Raw genomic sequence first — 19,593 nt, forward strand, 5'->3', positions numbered from 1 at the left:
TTGGTATTCTTGCGCTAGTTCTATGTTAGGTAACTTAACAATAGGATAGACTTCTAGAAGTTTAAAGTAAAATGACACTGATGAACCCAAATATATTAAGCTAGTATCCCTTCTAAATCGTCATTTGTCAAGTCATATAGGTCTTGTAGCTTTTGTAATTTATCTTCACTTGCTTGCCAAAACCCACGTCTATGGGCTTCTAACATCTTGCCCAAAATATTCTGAAATGCCTCCGGATTTGCCTTACGCAATTTCTCTGCCATTTCTGTATCTAAAGCATAAGTATCTGCTGCTTGATCATATACCCAATTATCAGTGAAATCTGCTGTACCGCCCCAGCCAATTATCGCCGTCATACGTTGGGAAATCTCATAAACGCCTCCTGAGCCTTCATTAACCATTGCATCAGCCCATTTAGGATTTAAAAACTTAGTACGATATTCCATCCGCAACAAATCGTCTAAGGTATGAGATTTTGTATCTTTTGAGAAACTTTCCACTAAACTGGTAGCAACCTTTTTTCCCCCTTGTTTTTCTGCAGCTTTCTTTAACCCTCCCATATTTGCATAATATTCTTGTATATCTGTTAAACCATACTCTACTGAATCAATTTCCTGAACAATCCGATCACTTGTTTGTAATAATTGTTTTAATATTTCTGGGCGTGCTTGACCTTTATCTTGCTTACCATAACTAAATACATTACGACTTTCCCAAATATTTGCCAACTCTTCCCCCGATTCCCAGTTCCCATCTACAATTTTTTCATTTACTAGAGAACCAAAATCACCAACAGGATTAGAAAATAGTCTTGCTGAAACGTTTTCTATACCCTGGCTTTTTAATGCCAAGGCGTGTTTCCTGATGAAATTTTTTTCTTCTGATTCATCAACATTGGCAGCTCGTTGAAATAAATCATCCAATAACTCAATAATATTCATAAAAGTATCCCGGAAAATTCCCGATAAATTTCCCAACACATCAATGCGAGGATGTCTCAGCTTACTCAAAGATTTTAGTTCATAACGTACAATTCTTCCTGTTCCTTCTTTAATAGGTTCTGCACCTACTAATTCCAAAATAATTCCCAAAGACTCTCCCTTAGTTTTGATTGCATCCAAACCCCATAGTAAAACTGCCACAGTTTCTGGGTATTTCCCATATTCATCTAGGTGTTTTTGAAGAATATTTATTGCTATACTCTGTCCTCTCTCATAAGCGGCCTGAGAAGGCATTCTATAGGGATCTAAAGCATGTATATTTCTTCCTGTTGGTAGGACTCCTGCACCATCTCGCAATAAATCACCACCTGGGGCAGATGGAATATACTCTCCATTCAAGCCTCGTAATAGATTATTCAACTCGTCCGTACTCTGCATTAATAAATCTCTAATAACTTTCTCTGTTTTTGGTTCTGCATCCCCCCCAAAATACGCTTGCAGATATGATTGCATTTCATTTTGGTTAGGTGCTTCTCCTAAAACATGTAACCCTGAAGAAAATAGGCGGTTTTCCAACACCTGTAAATACTCATATAAATCTAATAAATAATGATCAAAAGCATGACTATTAAACAATTGAACATTTTCTGGATTAAAAGCAATCCCTAACTGATTGGCCTCATCAAATGGATAATCAATATCCAAACCAGTATCCACGATCTTTTTGCAAATACCCTCCTTCAAAACATAATTTTTCTGCGGGTCTTCCCGATACTCAACAATTAAATCTCGTAATGTAACTAACTCCCTATACAATCCTGCACGTCCATAGGGAGGTACATTGTGAGAAATCAATACCCCATAACCACGACGCTTAGCCAAAATAGACTCAGAAGGATTATTCGCTGCATATATGTACAGATTAGGTAAATCTCCCAGCAGAATATCTGACCAAGAATAACCAGTATTTCCCAATGGCGAACCCGGTAACCATTCCACTGTCCCATGCATACCAAAATGAACTACTGCATCCGCTTGTAAATCATTTTGTAACCATTTATAAAAAGCAGCATATTGAGGATGTGGAGTCATATCCCGCTCAAACATTAATCGCATTGGATCACCTTGAATACCTAGAGGGGGTTGTACACCAATCCAGACATTTCCCAGATGTATTCCCCCTATATGTAAACTATCCCCAAAAGTCTTAATTCCACTGTCCTTTAATGACTTCCACTGCCTCTGAATTTGGGAAGTACCTAGATACCCCAACCATTTCTCTAACTTTCTTACATTAACTGTGTTGGGAATAAGTGTTGTTGCAGATTCATCAACTGTAATATTAAATTGATCTGCATCCTTCACCTGACGAATTAAATCTTCTCCGTTCTTTGGTAACTCACCAACTGTATAACCTTGTTCCTTCAAACCTTCCAAAAACTTGATTAAACTCCGAGGAACATTTAATAGTGCTGCTGTTCCTACGGCTCCATAACCAGGAGGGAATCCGTACAAAATCACGGCGATTTTTCTTTCAGGAATCGGTTTACGTCGTAAATTAATCCAATTTTTAACTCTGCCAATTAACCTTTGTAATCTCTCTGGAATCAAATAGATATTCTCCCCCACCAAACCACCAAGAGGAACTGTATCAATTGCACCATCCAATTCTGGTAGTGCATATAATACAATGCTTTGCAATCCCCCAATACCTTGCCTTGTCCAAGAGTAAACATCTTGGATTAATAAGGGTGCAGCAACAATATAAGGCACATTCTTTGCTGCCAAAATCCATTTAGCTACTTCAACTTGTCTTCCTGCTTTCATTGACCCTGCAGGACCTCCTACTAATGGGAACCCAATCGTTGAAACAATAATATTCACTTCTACTGCATCTGGAGAGAGAGAGAGAATTTCTGTATGACCATTTTTACGTTGTTGAATTTCATGCTCAGTAGTCATCCAATCTCTTACAGCAACATGTCCTTCTACACCATTAATAAATATGGGTAGGGGGATTAAACCATCCGTTTCAAATTGACGAATTAATTGGGATATGTATGGCTGCTTAGTAATTACATGTTTTCTGTAGATAAGGATGCCAACAACTGGTATATGAGCGGAAAGGCTAACGTTAACAGAATTAACCTTATACCATTCTAAGTAATCCCGTGGAGATGTAAAATACCCCTGGTAATCAGGGTGAATTAATCCCATATTTGGGGTTTCTAGTGGTGGGGGAATATCACCAACTTCTAAACCCAGGTATTTCTCAGCTAACACCCAAAATAATGCTGCAACATTGTCAATACCACCAGCATTCCAATAGCCATAAATAATCAACCAATTACGTAAGTTCTGAACTCTATCAATGGGTATAAATTTTAATAATTTTGGCCCAATTTTTAAAAAGCTAATATAACTAGCTAGTTTGTCTTCTTCTCTACCATTATTAAATTTGTCTAGTATAAATTTTACCGGCTTAGGTATACCTTTATTTGTTTCCCCAATAATAAACGTCCCCAATTTAGTACAAGCCATTAATTCTAAGGCTGACTCGAATACTAGACGAATAGGAATCTGGGCAATGCGTTCGCGCAACCATACGACCTGATTATAATCAAATAACAAACTACTAAAAAACACATCTGCACCGTCCAGGGCAATTTCTACCTCAGTTTTTTGGCTATTTATATCCCGATCACTAAAAATTCGCACATCTAGGTCTTGACACTGGGAGGTTGCCAAAACAGCAGCTTTCCTGTATAAATCAGCGTTGAAGGATTCAAATCCAGCAATTAAGACAATACGTTTCATATCCTTACGTTAAAAGGTATTTCTTTACTTTTATTTTAAGAGGGATCTTGGAAACAGTTATTCTGGTTATTATCCATGTAGAAACACATTCCTCAATTTATGGTTGGTGCCAAAACTGCATGGGATTCTACAGCCATATTAAATTAATGTTTATCCAGAAACTTGCAAAATTGAGGAAAAATGAAAAAGAAATCTATGAAATTTGGAATTGATATCGGGCATAATTCGCCTCCAGACACAGGAGCAAGAGGTATAAAATTTGAAGATCAGTTAACATCTGATTTGGGAAATAGAATTATAATTAAACTTAGAGATTTAAATCATCAAGTTATAGAATGCAAACCACAAAAATCTAGATCCATTACTGATTCTCTGCAGACCAGGTGTAATATTGCTAATGCTAACAAGGTAGATTTATATGTTTCTATCCACTTTAATGCTTTTAACAGCTTGGCAAATGGTACAGAAGTCTTTGCCATAAGTAGCACTGGGAGACAATTTGGTCAGACGGTACTTGATGAAATTACCAAATTAGGTTTTTTCAGACGCGGTTTAAAGAATGGTTCACACTTATATGTTCTCAAAAAAACTATTATGCCAGCACTTCTCGTAGAATGCTGTTTTTGCGATGCACGTAAGGATATGAGAATTTATGACCCAGAAGCTATGGCAAATGCAATTGTCAAAGGATTAACTGGCAAACTACCAGGGGAAAATGAACCTGTGATTTATATTCCAGATGAAGAAGATAATCCTAATAAGAATGTGCTTAGGTTACAGCGGGCTTTAAATAGAATGAAATTTACTGGGCAAGATGGCAAATTATTAGTGGAAGATGGTATTATAGACACACAAACAAAAATAGCAGTAGAAAACTTTCAGAAAGTAACAGCGATCCAACAAACTGGGATTGTAACTAATATAACTTGGGCTGCAATTAACCAAATACTATCAAAACGAATCCTCAGAAGGAATCATGCTGGAGGTGTTGCTGTAAGATATGTACAATATCGTTTGGGTGCAGATAATGATGGTATATATGGCCCACAAACAGAAGAACTAGTGAAAGGATTTCAGCAACAAAATAGTTTAGCTGTTGATGGTATTGTTGGTTCAATTACTTGGACTCAGTTGATTGGTTAAGAATTATTAGGGATTTTCAATTAGAATTTATAGAATGATGGTAAACTAATAACTGTACATACTCAACATTTATAAGACTACCCTCAATTCATAATAGGTGATTAAAATCATTCAATCTAGCTGTTGATTGTAATGCCTTGAAAAGGACTCTTTTTAAAGTATTGGTATGAGGTATACTACCTAGTATTTCCCAATGCTAATAGTAATAATTTGATGGACCACCATTAAATTATTTTTTTAAACTACACCGAAATATTTTATGCACCACTATCAGTATTTAGAAATCTACTACAGACAATAAGGATTTTTTATTTTGTATTGGAATCTTTTTTGGAAGAGCCAAAATGTCCATTACTGAATTACCAAGATATATCATTGAAAACCTTACATTTGATTTACTAAAACTATCACATCGAAAATTAAGATGGTTATTTAGTGAAATTTGATAATAATTGGCTTGTATAGCTTTTAGTAGGTAGTAGTGTTTCAACTTCAAATCATGATTTACTTACCATCTGTACATTGATAGTAAGTAAAAGTATTACTGTTAGTTTTGTACCTGCTCCCAAAATTCCAATTTTTCCCCTCTACTCATAGAGTAATTTTGTCACTCATATGAAGCATGTTGCTGCTTCAACTATGTCAGAAAACAATTTGTAAAAGTATTGATAATATTATTAGCCAAATGTGTTTTGTCATCTTTGTAACTAGACAGTAACTAGTATTAATTAACTATACTGAACAGTTGTACATCTCGAACTAAAAACACAAACCAAGCATAATAAAATATTGATGAGTAAAGCAAGAGAATACTCATCTTGTATTTCTATAGGATTGATATTTAACAGTGCAATTGGGTAAAGCTAGACAGCTAATTTTATGACTACAAGCAAAAGTCAATCATCCCCAGATAGAGCAGATATTTTTGGAATTGGAAAATAACATTGGTGATAATTTCGAGAAAAAAATATATGTTTATTGCCACTGTGCCATCCGTGTCATTATCATAGTAAACAGATAGCTCTGCTGAAGAGTTTTATATTTGTTCTTTTTTTAGTCGTATAATTATCTAAAAGTACATAAAAACTTTACATTTGATTGGATTTGCAGTATATCTTTAGTACCAATACAATCCCCAAATCGTCTCTAGCTCAAACAATGCATTTATTAGGACATACTGGGGAAATTAGTAATCTAATGAGTAATATTAATTAGATAATCGCACGGGAGAAATATTAACCATTCGATCTGGTAACACAGGCTCAAAGAATTCAAACCCTTTGTCAATGTTAGTGATATTGGCTTAGCAAATTTAAACAATGTAATGGAAGTAATCGTGTTTTCTGAGCATAGCCATCCAGAAGGGTTTATGATAATCGTAATGCTTTACTACCAGCTTACTGCTGCATAACTAAGGATGCTTATGATTCTATTGTTGTTGCTTACGAAGCTAGTATAGTTAGTTTCTATAAAACCTATATTATGGAACAGGGTAAACATGTTCTAGGATAAATGATTGCAGTAGACTTGTAATCTCATATTTTATTTTAATTGTTTAACCTCATTTCAAGTAATCTCTGCCTGAACCATACTCCCAAGCATCTACCCAGCGATGCCAATAATATAAGTAGCTACTAGGCAAACCTTTCAATAATAATTCTAAGGTCGGGCTAATAGAAAATAGTACAGCATAAGCCCCTAAATTAAAATAATGCACTATCCAATCAAGTAAACTAAATAAACCTAATTGGGGAATCAATTGAATTACTAAAAGTGGATGACTAAAGCTTGTTTGTAGAAGGGTTTTTGTTAATCCAGAAAACTGTACCACATCTTTCAAAAATGGCTTAATTACTAACTCCCCTAAATTCTGCATTGTTTCAAATAACACAGATAATAAGTTATTAATCCGATCATCAGGTATTTCTTGTTCAATTCCCACACTCATTGCCTTTTGGAATAGCCAGTTAACGCTTAGATTAGGCTGATATGGCTGAAGTAAGTTCAGTGCTTTAACTGATAATTGGTCTGTATCTAATGCTTCTTGTATCCCTAAAGTTAAACGCTTAAGGTGGCGTAACATGTTACCAAAACCACCAAAGCTCAGGGGTGACTGACTGCCACTACTATCGCCAAATGGTAAAATACGTTGCCAAGGAGTTTGCAGAGGACTTTTCCGATAGCCGGGAAAAAAGCCAAATAATGCCCTTTGAAAGCTCAACTGCATCAATTCTACCCCCTGATATTCTGGTAACAGACGAAAATAATTATCAAATAAAGCTGTTAATCCTATATGTTTAGGATTTGTATCCATATATGTAAATAAGTAAGTGGTTCTACCATGTTTTGCAGGAAAAGCTTCCCAGAAATATTGACATTGGTTTTCCAGGGCTGTAAAAGATAAAAGCAAATCCCCAGTGTTATTTTCCGGAAAACCTTGAGCACAAGTTCCTACTACAAGACACAAAGTATCTGCTTTAATACCTTGTTTAGCTTGCTTAGCTATAGGGGAAAAATGCCCCATGGCATCAACTAGCAACCTAGTGGAAAATTCCTTGTTTACCACTACACCATCTGGGTGTACTACCGCCCCTATAAATGGGGTGCTTTCTAACAAATTGCCCCCAATGGCCACAAATTTTTGTTTGATATTTTCAAGCAAATATATTGGACATATACCAACATTTAGTACATCTTTAATCCAAATATCTTTACCCCCGGCAAAATTTATCCTAGATGGATTATACACAGTTGCGATCGCTTTGTTTAATTCCTCTGGTGAAATTAACTTTAATTCCAGCAATACATCTAATTCTTTGCGGGAAATATTCCATTCTTGCTCTCTTCCCTTTAACAATCCCTTTTCCATCACTGCTACCTTAAAACCCCTTAAGGCCAAAGCAAGACCTATAAAAATTCCTAAGTTACCACCACTAATTAAGACATCCCATTGTACTATACCCAAGGATTGTGAATTTTCTTTTATTATTTTAGGGATGGTAATCTTATCTGCTCTTAATGATGCCAAACTATAATCTGCTGCTTCTAGTTTTAATAAAATATCTCCGGGTAGTTTAGAAAGAATCTCTGTTGTGATAGTCATTTCTTCTTACCATAAAAAATTTAATATTTCCAGATTTCTATTGTGATGTAAATTAGGTAATATCCCTACAATAACCCTAAATTAATATATTTAAGCGGTAACCATATATTAACTCAGTATTGATCTCCAAGTTGTGTCCTTGTAAGTTAGTTTTAGAACGTCTTCAATAGATCCCGTTTGTTTAAATTGTTGGATCATTCTATCAGCTTGGGTTTCTTTTGTTTGTAAGATCCTCTTTAATGGTTCTAAATATCTACAATCTAAGTCTTCCCCTAATGCATTTTCTGCAGCTTGTAGAATCTCTTGACTCTTATTAAAAATATCCTCGCAGTGTAAACCATATTTTGCTGAGAATCGATGCAATTCTGCATCTGGAACTGTTGCTTTACCCAACAATGATGTGTCCAAAATTAAACCCTTTAATAAAGCAAAAAATCCTGCATACAAAGAGAAGTCATCACAACTATCAAATGCCTTAAATTCAATTCTTCCTATTTCTGCAGGAATCCGTGCTAATTTTGTCAGTTTAGGATTACTCGAAATTAATTGTTCTTGATTTTCTACAAATACTAATGCTGAAGGCCTCTTGCCTGTACGGTAAAAAGTTCTGACTGATAACCCTGCCCATAAATTACCCTCAGTAAAGGGAGAACTATAACTAAAAGGAACTATATAAGGGCTGTAATAGGTTAATTTTCGACCGATATTAATTATCTCATCTGGTGACATTCCAGAGATGGATATATTTATATCTGGTCCATATGTTACCATGTAGATGCTTGCATTTTGTTCTTCTGGATGGGATTGTAAATATCTTACTTCATAGTCATTGAGGGAAACTTTTGGGCTGAAAACAGGGCTATAGGGATTAAAACTAATTAGAACAGGTTCATAGTCAAATTTAAGTGCTAAGTTTCTGAGTAAATTAAAGCTTTTTGTTATTTCTGCAATAGTATTTTCAATATTATTATGTATGGTTGTCCTTATTTCAATTCCTTTAGGAATGCAATCAACTAGCCTCTTGTGCTCAAAATTAGCAAATCTTTCAAAGCCCTCTATATACCATCTTTTCTTTCTTATGCCGGAATCGCCTATTCTTAGTTGTAAATTATCATTGGGGTATACTGGTAATTGGTCTATAATCTGCTGAAAATCCGAAAATTTTGTCCGGTTAAAATCAGCTAGTTTTCCCGAACTGTTGAAAAAAGCAACTTCATGCTCAATACCAAAAGAGAACATTCTGACCACTTTTTCGATAGATAAAACAATAATTAATATTGCAGACCCCATTATAGCATTACTAACCCTGAAGTTGGCTTAACATGGGCGAAGTAATTGGTGCAATTTACGATTTATTAGATATAACCTACACAATAATTCCATAAGAGTGTTGCATAAGTATTTATAGGAAAATTAATATTAATAAATGTCTCAAAGTGTTAATTATCTCGGTACTATGATATAATTATCTGCTACCATAATCGTAATAAGTTTGTTAAATTAAAACTTAGTTGAATAGAGAAAAACACTTTTCTAAACTCTAATATTAACTGAATATTCGCACTTGCTCTATTTGAATAGCTTTAACATATGGTAGATATTTTGGCTAAAATATGTTATTATTGCTATAATAAATTTCTACAGTAAAAATTAAATATAGTCAGTATAGTGTAAATATTTTGCAAGTCTGATTTACGAAAATTAGGTATCAGCATTTATACTACTAATAGGTTTGGCAAAAAGCACCACAATCTTGAATGATAACCCAAGCTAATATGGACTCAGAGAAGCTAGAAACGTGAGTTTATGATAAGTGCTGTTCAATATACTTACAGCAGGGAACAAGTTGCCGCCTGGTTGCGTGGACTGCTGACTATTGCTTGGGCTGATGGTGATTTTGATCCTCAAGAAAGGGAATTAATTACTAATATTACCCATCATGAATTAGCCCAAAGGGTAAATTTAGAAGCCTTTGATTTGATCGAGCCAGAGGAATTAGCCACTGTTCTGGGCGAAGGTACACCTATTGCAGAAAATTTTCTTCGGACAGCAGTAATGGTTGCAATTGCAGATGGGACTTATTCTAAAAGTGAGGATTATCTCCTACACCAATTATGTAAAGCGCTTGGTAAACCAGAGAACATTTTAGAAGCTTTACGCCAAAACCTAGAAAATAGGGGGCAAGTAGTAGTAAGTATATCTGCTCAAGAAGCAGCTAAAAAGAACTTAGCACCCCTATACTTACTACGAGATTGGTTAGATAGATTGAGTATAGGAGATCCTAGAGTAGCCAGATTCTTATGCAAAATGATACCTTCCTATTGTCCATTTGAAAGGGACATAACGCTCTTTGGCAAGAAGATAGTTCATATTCCTCCCTTATGTAAACTTAATCCTTTATATGAGCAGTTAGTTGGCTTGCGCTTTCGTGCCCTATCTTATTTGGCAAATGATTGTGGTGAAGATGTTTCACCCTATATTTAAGTGAGTAGTAATTAGTTTACTCCATTAGTTCTGATGACTAAGGAAATAAAGCCTCTGATTTCTTCAAGCTTGCGTCATTAATTCAATAAAACATTAGGTAGCTCATATGAACTATATTTTTTTTGAGTGTGAATGATAATTTATATACTCTCCCTGAGTTTTTTGCCTAGTGAGTAAGTAGTTACTACTGCTCACTACTCATTTATTTTATATAAAATCATATTGACTAGCAAATAAATCAGGGTTTAAAACTTTAAACTAGTAAAATTATTTTTACAAGTTATATGTAACTGAATTTTGGTCTCGATTATCCCTATTCTATTTTTATTTTGGATAGATTTACTATATTTTTTTATTATTGCTGATAAGTCCTCTTTTGCTAGATTTTTGTAGGTTTATAATTTGCCGTTTTAGGATTTTTAAAGTTGCAATCATCTCAATCATACCAACAAGTTTTTCTGAGTATTTATTAGCTATTTACTTATAGAAAATTTGTTTTTACTTTCCTTTGTTTCAAGGCAATTATAAAGAGGTATTTGACTACACTAATTATAAGTCATTTAAAAATATTATTGTAGTTAATAAATTGTTATATATTGTGTAAATTGCCTTATATTAATATCACATTCTAACCTTAAGATAATTCTTAACTTCTACAGTAATTCTTTATAGTTAAAATATTGACTTCATGAGCTTATGTATAGTATGTAATTCAAATAAAATAATAATATTTCCAGATCAAAGTATTCGCAAGTATTTTTCTCTTGATAACTATATATATCCAGGATATTACTATCCTCAGCATAATATTCCTACTACTTGTAAATGTAGCTAAAAATTGATAATAAAATATTAATAATATTCTTATTAGAGAAGGATCTTTTCTATACAAGTTATTCTTTATTTACTGTTCACTCAATTTTTGGTATTATCCTCACCTAATTAATATAATAATTTGCTTTACTTAAGTATTCTCTACATCTCCACTGTATAATTCCACTTAAAGGTAAAATTAATCATGTGTACTAAAACGTTAGGAATAAATTGAAAATAGCTATATACGGAAATCACAAATTAATTAATAATTATGCAATTTATTGATCGTGCAGAAATTGAAGTTGAAGCTGGTAAGGGAGGTGACGGAATTGTTGCTTTCCGCAGAGAAAAGTACGAGCCAGCGGGTGGCCCTTCGGGAGGTAATGGTGGAAGAGGAGGTTCCGTAATTATTAAGTCTGTGGAGAATTTACAAACTCTACTTGATTTTCATTACAACCGCAAATTTAAGGCCGAAAATGGACGCCGTGGTGGTCCCAAAAATTGCACAGGGGCATCCGGAAGAGATTTAGTTATTGAAGTTCCTTGTGGCACAATGGTTTTTGACCAAGAAATAGGAGAAATAATAGGAGATCTAGTTACTGAAAACCAAAATTTATTGGTAGCAAAGGGTGGGAAAGGAGGACTAGGAAATAAACACTTCTTAAGTAACTGTAATCGTGCCCCCGAAAAAGCTCTGCCAGGATTGGCAGGGGAAAATAGAAAATTACGACTAGAGTTGAAGCTATTGGCAGAGGTGGGAATTATTGGTTTGCCTAATGCAGGAAAATCGACTCTGATATCTACTATCTCATCTGCACGCCCCAAAATTGCCGAATATCCTTTCACTACATTAATCCCAAACTTAGGAGTAGTATGTAAACCAACAGGAGATGGTATTGTATTTGCAGATATTCCTGGATTGATTGCCGGAGCATCTCAAGGTACTGGGTTAGGACATGACTTTTTACGACACATTGAACGAACTCAGGTATTATTACATCTAATTGATGCGACTAGTGAAAATGTTGTAAAGGATTATCAAACTATTCAGCAAGAGCTTATGGCTTATGGACATGGTCTAGAAAATCGCCCACAAATATTAGCACTCAGTAAAATTGATGCAGTAGACATGCAGAGTAAGTATTTGGATGATTTGGCTACTCAATTAAATCTTCTTACCCCAGTTCCAGTATACCCAATTTCTGCAGTTACTGGTAATGGTTTAGAATCAATGCTGCAAAAAATTTGGGACTTACACGAACATTTAAATCAAGTGTAAACGGACATAGATTTTTTTGGCTAATAACTGATGAAAAGATTAGAGTGAATAACTCTAATCTTTTCATCACTGAAGCAAAGAAGTTATTGATAATTTTAATATATTTGATATGGTTATAATTGATTTATTTAAATATTTTTAATATTCTCAAAATGAAAAATTAATTCTTATAGTGAATACTTCAAATATCCCCATCATAAATTTATATAAATATGAAAATATACCGTTCATTAAATATACCAGAGCTAATAAATATAGTGGTACTACAATTAAAATATATTTGGATGCTTCGTATATATAATAAAATTCAAATAAAATAACTTTGCAGCGTTAAACTTATTAGATTATGGCATATAAAAGACTTATTGAAAAAGTAAAAATATAGCGGATCTAGTGAATTTTACAGGAGTCATTTTTGTAGTTTTTAATAAACAGTTAAAATTTTATCATTATAGAATTGATAATGGCAAAACTTTACCTTGATAGCAATATAGAATAAGTCTTACAAAAATGATTCATAAAATTTTAAGTTATCTCAAGAATTTCTAACAGATTTATTTGATAGAAAGACTTTAAATATATTTCTATAATTAATCTATATATTACTAATTGCTAAAAATTAGAGATTCATTTTAACTTAGATTGGCTCTGCACATTTATTAAATCTTGGTTTATAGCTACAAATATTATATTTCCTATTCACTATCATAACTTTATATTTGTGGTTAAACTTCGCAAGTAATTATTGTTTAATTACTTGCGAAGTTTCTCTATTATAAGAGATGATAATTGCTGTCCTATGGGAATGTTTAGCAGGGAATTTTATACAAGATATTTTGATATTTATTAGTCTTTTATTGAGTTTTGATATTAGTTATTTATCTTGGATAACCGTAACCATTTTACTATTTAAGCAAATAACCTAGGATTTTATGTATAAATACCAATTCTTTGCATTAATTAGCCTGCTCATTATTATCTAGCTTTATTTATTTTATTAATATTTGTCATGGTCTTAACAAGCTTTTTTTGCAAGTATTTATGATTCTTATTTTAATATTTTAACAGACTATATTTTTTATTATTTAGCGCAATTAAATGCTCACTAATAATATTTTATTAATAATAAAATATTATTTTCTGCTAGTAGCAATACCATCTTATTTTTAATAAAATACTATTGATTTTTAGATAAAAAAGCTGATATTATATATGCAGAAAGCAAAAAGCAATTATGATATAATCCAAAATTAGGGTTGTTTTACCTAAGTAATAATCCAGGGTTAGCAAAAATTAGGTTTATTCCTGAGAAGTTTCTTGGATTCTTATTGATGATCATTAAGTTACTCTTATCATATTTGATTAACAAAAGCAAGCTACAAAATTAGCATCAATAGTAATCTTGAAAAAGATAAACTATAGTTGCCTAACCCAGGGAATATATGCTACAAGTATTTAAGATTATTTCTTCATTGTAACCGCTATTTTAAAAATAATCTTGCGGGTAATAATCTAAATTTTTATTTATAATCTTAATACATTCTGTCGTTTACAAAATTAAGGTTTATGCCAAAAATATATTGATTAGTGATAAAAAAATAAACTAGTCTTGCACAAGATAAAAGTCTAATTATTAAGGATTTACTATTTGGGCTGCTAAAATAGCTATTACTATTGATAGTAAAGTCTTAAGCTATTTCTACCGGGCCATTTTAGCCTATTTATTACCCTAAATATTACAACTGAAGATTATATTTATTAGGTATCCGTATACTTAATTATTTATAAAAAAGAATCAGTATCCTATTTATTTGTATATAGCTATATAAAAGACAATTAAAAAATTATTTTTCTAAATACTAAGTAAATCATGATTTATAAAATAATAGTTGTTAATAGATAAAACATTTACCGGAGGTGTTGTTTGGTTATTAGGATGTACAAAAAACTGATGCCTTAATCCATTCCTATGGGTTGTAGGAATAGATTAAGCAGAATTTACCAACCTACTTTCCCCATTTAGTTTTTATTGGATGACAACTGGTTGACAAAAGTTCCATCTGCTTCAGATAATTATCCTCATAGGAAACTTCAGCTATTTTAATAAACACTTGGCTAACGTTGTTGTTATAGGTGCCCAGTGGGGCGATGAAGGAAAAGGAAAAATTACTGACCTGCTCAGCCACTCCGCAGATGTTGTTGTGCGTTACCAAGGGGGTGTCAATGCTGGACACACTATTGTAGTACAAGGTAACACCCTTAAGCTGCACTTGATTCCCTCTGGTATTTTGTACCCAGACACTGAATGTATTATCGGTTCTGGAGCAGTAATCGACCCAAAGCTTCTAATTCAAGAATTAGAACAGGTAGAAAAACTTAGTATTTCAACTAAAAATCTGTTCATTTCGGAAACGGCCCATGTGACAATGCCTTATCATAGGTTATTTGACAAGGCAGCAGAAGAACGCAGGGGAAATTACAAAATAGGTACAACTGGTCGTGGAATAGGTCCAACCTATGCTGATAAGTCGGAGCGTATAGGAATTAGAATCCTAGATTTGATGGATTCTGAGAGTTTACATGAACATTTGGAATGGACAATTAACTATAAAAACGACATTCTTAAAAAGCTCCACAATCTATCACCTTTAGACCCCCAAGTAGTTATCCAAGAATATATTGGTTATGCAGAATATTTAAAACCTTACGTGGTTGATACTTCCTTAAGAATATATAATGCAATTAGACAAAAACAGAATATTTTATTTGAGGGGGCTCAAGGCACTTTATTAGACCTAGACCATGGTACTTACCCCTACGTCACTTCCTCTAATCCCATAGCGGGCGGTGCTTGCATAGGTACGGGGCTGGGTCCAACAGCCATAGATAGGGTGATTGGTGTTGCTAAAGCTTACACTACTAGGGTCGGTGAAGGACCTTTTCCAACAGAGTTGGAAGGATACTTGGGAGATTTTCTTTGTTCCCGTGGAGCAGAATTTGGTACAACTACAGGGAGAAAACGCCGTTGCGGTTGGTTCGACGCAGTAATTGGTCGTTATGCAGTCCGGATTAATGGTATGGATTGTTTGGCAATTACCAAACTAGATGTATTAGATAATGTAGATGAAATTAAGATTTGCATTGCCTATGAAATTGATGGGGAACGCTGCCATGATTTTCCCAAAAGTAATCGTAAACTTGTTCGTTGTCGACCCATTTATGAAACCATACGAGGGTGGAAACAGAGCACAAGCAATTGTCGTAAGTTAGAAGAACTACCCAGACAAGCTTTGGATTACTTGAAGTTGCTAGCTGATGTGATGGAGGTTCCTATTGCAATTGTCTCTTTGGGGGCTAATCGTGACCAGACTATTATTATAGAAGATCCCATGCATGGTCCAAAGAGGGCTTTATTATAAAATACCAATGCTACACAATTTCCTTTAGCTAGTGCCTTGTAGTTTCAAATATCTAGGGGTAGAAAACTATTAGATTGTGAATTAGTTGCTAGTTCCCTGGCAAATGTAAGATAGTATTCTTATCAGTCTTGTTATAGAAGATTATCAAATTTAGTTGGGTTAGTACTTCACCATGAGTGTTAGATTTAACTCATGCTCCCATTAAGACACAGGTGAAAAAGACAAAGAAATGCCATCATTCCTATGCTAAGGAAAATTAATAGAGGGAAGCCTTCTATTCTGAACTTTCTGTATTTCTTAATCTAGACTCACCAAAAGTGTTCCTGATGTCAAGCCAGTAAACGCTTTGTAGGATTTATATGAGTATTACAGTCGAATGTACAACTAGACCAGAGGGTAGCAAACCTAGAGCTTTGCGCCGTTCCGGGATGATACCAGCTAACTTGTATGGGCATAAGGGTGTGGAATCCATTTCTTTAGTGTTAAATGCCAAGAGCGTTGATCTGATTTTGAAACAAGCTATTATTAACAAAACAGAATTGGAACTTAAAATTACTGATATTTCTTGGAATGTAACTGCCATAATTAAGGAAGTTCAGACTCACCCTTGTAAGGAACAACCTTACCACCTCAGCTTTTTTGCTTATACAAAATGCTAAGTAGTTGGGTCAAATTAAATTAAATGTAAAGCCCTGGGTTACTTAAGTGACTCAGGGCTTTGATGCCTGGTATACCATACTGGGGTTTTGATTATAAAACAACTTTTGTTTACTTAAAACTAACTCGAAGTTAGTCAGGTTTTGAAAACCAAAGAAAGTTCATCTATAATTTGGGATATTTAAGTAAATTATGCTTGTTTAGTTATTTTCTGTTGAGTTTCAGTGAATCAGTAATAAACTTTTCAAGAACTTGTATAAATACACAACTAACTATTATGAATATCTGGAAGTAGTTTTAACCAATTAGGCTAATATAATAATTCTCACTAGATAAATTTCTGGCAATTTTTAAATAATACAAATTCTAGTTTAGATATGTAGGAAATTCATGTGCACTATACTGTCAGTAATTTATCAATAATCTTCTATCAAGTTACAAAAACTAAAATTTAGAATTGAACATGACAGAAATTGACGTTACTGCTTTAATCCAACAAATGTTACAACCTGGTTTTTATCCTCATGAAGTAATAGAACCAGTTCAATTAATTCAAACCCATATTTCTTATATTTTATTAACTGGTAAATATGTTTATAAGTTGAAAAAGCCTATGAACTTTGGCTTTTTAGACTTTTCAACCCTAGAAAAACGACAGTACTTTTGCCGGGAAGAATTACGTCTTAATTATCGGGGAGCAGCTGAATTGTATATAGGAGTTTTACCCATAACTCAAGTAGGAAGTAATTATCAATTATATGGGACTGGTAAAGTAATAGAGTATGTTTTGAAAATGTACCAGTTTCCCCAAGAGAATCTACTAAGTTCGATGTTTGATACAAAAACCTTAGAGGAAAAACATTTAGTAGAATTAGGGGAAATGTTAGCCTTGTACCATAAGCTGGCAGAGATGAATGATTACATTCGTTCTTTTGGGAAGGTAACTCAGTTACGCAAGGCAATCGATGAAAACTATGAACAAACAGAAAAATATATTGGTAGTCTACAAACCAAGGTAAAATTTGATGAAACTAAAGCCTATAGTGATCGCTTTTTTGCAGAACGACAGGAGTTGCTTGATCAACGTGTACAAGGAAATTTTATTCGGGAATGTCATGGAGATTTACACCTAAGAAATATTGCCTTGTGGCATGATAAAATATTGATGTTTGACTGTATTGAGTTTAATGAATCATTCCGTTTCGTTGATGTGATGTATGATGTCGCATTCATAGTCATGGATTTAGAGGCAAGACATCGTCAAGACTTAGGCAATTTATTTTTAAATACCTATTTGGAAAAAACTGGAGATTGGGAGGGTTTACAAGTTCTACCCTTATACTTAAGTCGTCAGGCATATGTGAGAGCAAAGGTAACTTCATTTTTGCTTGATGACTCACAGATTTCCGCAGAAGCAAAAGAGGAAGCCTCTAAAATAGCTTCCAACTACTATACCCAAGCATGGGAATATACCAAACCCCATCAGGGAAAACTGATGATTATGTCTGGTTTATCCGGCTCAGGTAAAAGTACTACTGCACATTACCTATCTCGCAAACTGGGGGCAATTCAAATTCGCTCTGATGCAGTCCGGAAACATCTTGCGGGTATTCCATTAAAGTCAAAAGGGGCAGATGAAATTTATACTTCTGCAATGACTCAAAAAACCTATAGACGCTTACTAGATTTGGGGATTATACTTGCCAGACAAGGTTTTTCCGTAATTTTGGATGCTAAATATGATCTACAAGTCCTGAGAAAAAAAGTAACTCAAGAGGCTGAAGAGAATAATATACCTCTGCAAATTATTCAGTGCGAAGCACCTATAGAAGTCATCAAGCAAAGGTTGAAAAATCGTAATGGTGATATTGCTGATGCGACGGTAGGTTTGTTAAATTCTCAAATAGAGAATTCCGAACCCTTAACGAAGAGGGAGAAAGAATTCTTGATAACAGTTAATACAACTCAGCCCCTGGAAAACCAGTTAACAATGTTGTAATATGCCCATAATTTTCACACTATGACAGGAAAAAAGAATAATAGTAAAATCATCCCCAAAAATTTTCTTACCCAGCTCATATTTGGATTATTTTTGTCAATTTTTTTGTTGTCTCTAGGTTTACAGGAAGCTTGGAGCTTTTTTCTAGGAATTACATCCGGTTTTATTTTTGGCTGGTTTACCAATGTCTCCCAAAATAACCCTAGAAACCGAAATATACCTTCATCTGAGGGCATAGAGGCTGGGTTGAGGTACTGGCTATTCTTCATGCTGGGATTTCTCTTGATTGGATATCAAGCACCAGCAGGTATTGTAATTGGTGGTATTGCTGGTGTTGCTGGTGGATGGATGACTACTTGGTGGAAAAGTAAAGGGGAAGCTAAAAGTGAACTATCCCCAAAGATTTCAGAAGTGGGAATAGAAGAAGCAATATCACCACATACACGCATGAATAGCAAAAAAATGCGAAAGGTTACTCGGCGTTATCGTCTTACTCCAGGTTCAATCAATTGGAAGTTTTGGGAACGTTAAGGACATAGAGGGGATTGATAGAAATGTATATGGTAGGAAAAATTAATTTAAACATAATGATCTAACAGAAATGAGTGTTTGAAACACAAATATAAAAATTTGTAGAGTATTTGTAATATTTGAGGGATATTTTCTTGTTTGTGTTTTGTGTGTAGTTTGAGTGATTTAGTACTAAACTAAAGACTTCAGAAAATCTTATGATTCAATAGATTTACTTAGTAGCAGTGACTCAAGAAAATTTTCTTGTATGTTGTCATAGTAATAAGGTAAAAATCATTTCAGATAATTGAATTAGTGGAAGAGTTATCATCCAGTAGTTTTTAGTAATATTTAACTAGTCCAAATTAAAGTTTTAGAATACTCAAAGTTAGTATATAAATTAACCATAACTTTCGAGAAATAAA

At 33.9% G+C, this 19,593-nt stretch carries 11 protein-coding genes; 8 read left to right on the forward strand and 3 right to left on the reverse strand.

Annotation, left to right across the window (positions count from 1 at the left end; all coding sequences use genetic code 11):
• Positions 1-95: 95 nt before the first annotated feature.
• On the reverse strand, positions 96-3,758 hold the full coding sequence (bchH, locus tag RINTHH_RS06780; protein ID WP_008234580.1) for a magnesium chelatase subunit H: 3,663 nt from the start codon (positions 3,756-3,758) through the stop codon (positions 96-98).
• Between the two features lie 195 nt (positions 3,759-3,953).
• On the opposite strand from bchH, the gene RINTHH_RS06785 reads away from it, so the two are divergent.
• Both RINTHH_RS06785 and RINTHH_RS11730 read left to right on the forward strand, forming a co-directional pair.
• On the forward strand, positions 3,954-4,901 hold the full coding sequence (locus RINTHH_RS06785) for an N-acetylmuramoyl-L-alanine amidase (protein WP_044304817.1): 948 nt from the start codon (positions 3,954-3,956) through the stop codon (positions 4,899-4,901).
• Positions 4,902-6,005: 1,104 nt separating this feature from the next.
• A complete protein-coding gene (locus tag RINTHH_RS11730; RefSeq protein WP_408005761.1) occupies positions 6,006-6,116 on the forward strand; it encodes a hypothetical protein in 111 nt (36 codons plus the stop codon).
• Between the two features lie 346 nt (positions 6,117-6,462).
• On the opposite strand, the gene RINTHH_RS06790 is transcribed toward RINTHH_RS11730, so the two are convergent.
• Together RINTHH_RS06790 and RINTHH_RS06795 are read right to left on the reverse strand one after the other, a co-directional pair.
• A complete protein-coding gene (locus RINTHH_RS06790) occupies positions 6,463-8,004 on the reverse strand; it encodes a hypothetical protein (RefSeq protein ID WP_008234598.1) in 1,542 nt (513 codons plus the stop codon).
• A 108-nt stretch (positions 8,005-8,112) separates the two neighbouring features.
• Entirely contained in the window at positions 8,113-9,243 is a 1,131-nt protein-coding gene (locus RINTHH_RS06795; protein ID WP_044304826.1) for a glutamate-cysteine ligase family protein, read from the reverse strand.
• Positions 9,244-9,810: 567 nt separating this feature from the next.
• Here RINTHH_RS06795 and RINTHH_RS06800 point away from each other — a divergent pair.
• The 6 genes from RINTHH_RS06800 to RINTHH_RS06825 all read left to right on the forward strand — a co-directional run bounded on the left by RINTHH_RS06800 (position 9,811) and on the right by RINTHH_RS06825 (position 19,189).
• Entirely contained in the window at positions 9,811-10,488 is a 678-nt protein-coding gene (locus tag RINTHH_RS06800) for a Mo-dependent nitrogenase C-terminal domain-containing protein (protein WP_008234603.1), read from the forward strand.
• Between the two features lie 1,087 nt (positions 10,489-11,575).
• Complete coding sequence (obgE, locus tag RINTHH_RS06805) at positions 11,576-12,583, forward strand: GTPase ObgE (protein ID WP_008234604.1); 1,008 nt, start codon at positions 11,576-11,578, stop codon at positions 12,581-12,583.
• A 2,111-nt stretch (positions 12,584-14,694) separates the two neighbouring features.
• Positions 14,695-16,002, forward strand: coding sequence for an adenylosuccinate synthase (locus RINTHH_RS06810; RefSeq protein ID WP_008234606.1), 1,308 nt, complete (start codon positions 14,695-14,697; stop codon positions 16,000-16,002).
• A gap of 359 nt (positions 16,003-16,361) precedes the next feature.
• Positions 16,362-16,661, forward strand: a complete 300-nt coding sequence (gene rplY, locus RINTHH_RS06815; RefSeq protein ID WP_008234608.1) for a 50S ribosomal protein L25 — start codon at positions 16,362-16,364, stop codon at positions 16,659-16,661.
• A gap of 461 nt (positions 16,662-17,122) precedes the next feature.
• The gene (locus tag RINTHH_RS06820; RefSeq protein ID WP_008234610.1) at positions 17,123-18,658 is read left to right on the forward strand and encodes a bifunctional aminoglycoside phosphotransferase/ATP-binding protein; all 1,536 of its coding nucleotides are present in this window, start codon (positions 17,123-17,125) and stop codon (positions 18,656-18,658) included.
• A gap of 21 nt (positions 18,659-18,679) precedes the next feature.
• Positions 18,680-19,189 (forward strand): hypothetical protein, encoded by a 510-nt coding sequence (locus RINTHH_RS06825; RefSeq protein ID WP_044304818.1) that lies wholly within the window; start codon positions 18,680-18,682, stop codon positions 19,187-19,189.
• The last annotated feature ends 404 nt before the right edge of the window (positions 19,190-19,593 follow it).

This window comes from Richelia intracellularis HH01, from assembly GCF_000350105.1.
Taxonomy (GTDB): Bacteria; Cyanobacteriota; Cyanobacteriia; order Cyanobacteriales; family Nostocaceae; genus Richelia; species Richelia intracellularis.

Bases quoted from the DNA above. Each gene is read 5' to 3' on its own strand.
- RINTHH_RS06825 (WP_044304818.1), top strand. From the start codon at position 18,680: ATGACAGGAAAAAAGAATAATAGTAAAATCATCCCCAAAAATTTTCTT.
- obgE (WP_008234604.1), top strand. From the start codon at position 11,576: ATGCAATTTATTGATCGTGCAGAAATTGAAGTTGAAGCTGGTAAGGGA.
- RINTHH_RS06800 (WP_008234603.1), top strand. From the start codon at position 9,811: ATGATAAGTGCTGTTCAATATACTTACAGCAGGGAACAAGTTGCCGCC.
- bchH (WP_008234580.1), bottom strand. From the start codon at position 3,758: ATGAAACGTATTGTCTTAATTGCTGGATTTGAATCCTTCAACGCTGAT.
- RINTHH_RS06820 (WP_008234610.1), top strand. From the start codon at position 17,123: ATGACAGAAATTGACGTTACTGCTTTAATCCAACAAATGTTACAACCT.
- RINTHH_RS06795 (WP_044304826.1), bottom strand. From the start codon at position 9,243: ATGTTCTCTTTTGGTATTGAGCATGAAGTTGCTTTTTTCAACAGTTCG.
- RINTHH_RS06790 (WP_008234598.1), bottom strand. From the start codon at position 8,004: ATGACTATCACAACAGAGATTCTTTCTAAACTACCCGGAGATATTTTA.
- RINTHH_RS06785 (WP_044304817.1), top strand. From the start codon at position 3,954: ATGAAATTTGGAATTGATATCGGGCATAATTCGCCTCCAGACACAGGA.
- rplY (WP_008234608.1), top strand. From the start codon at position 16,362: ATGAGTATTACAGTCGAATGTACAACTAGACCAGAGGGTAGCAAACCT.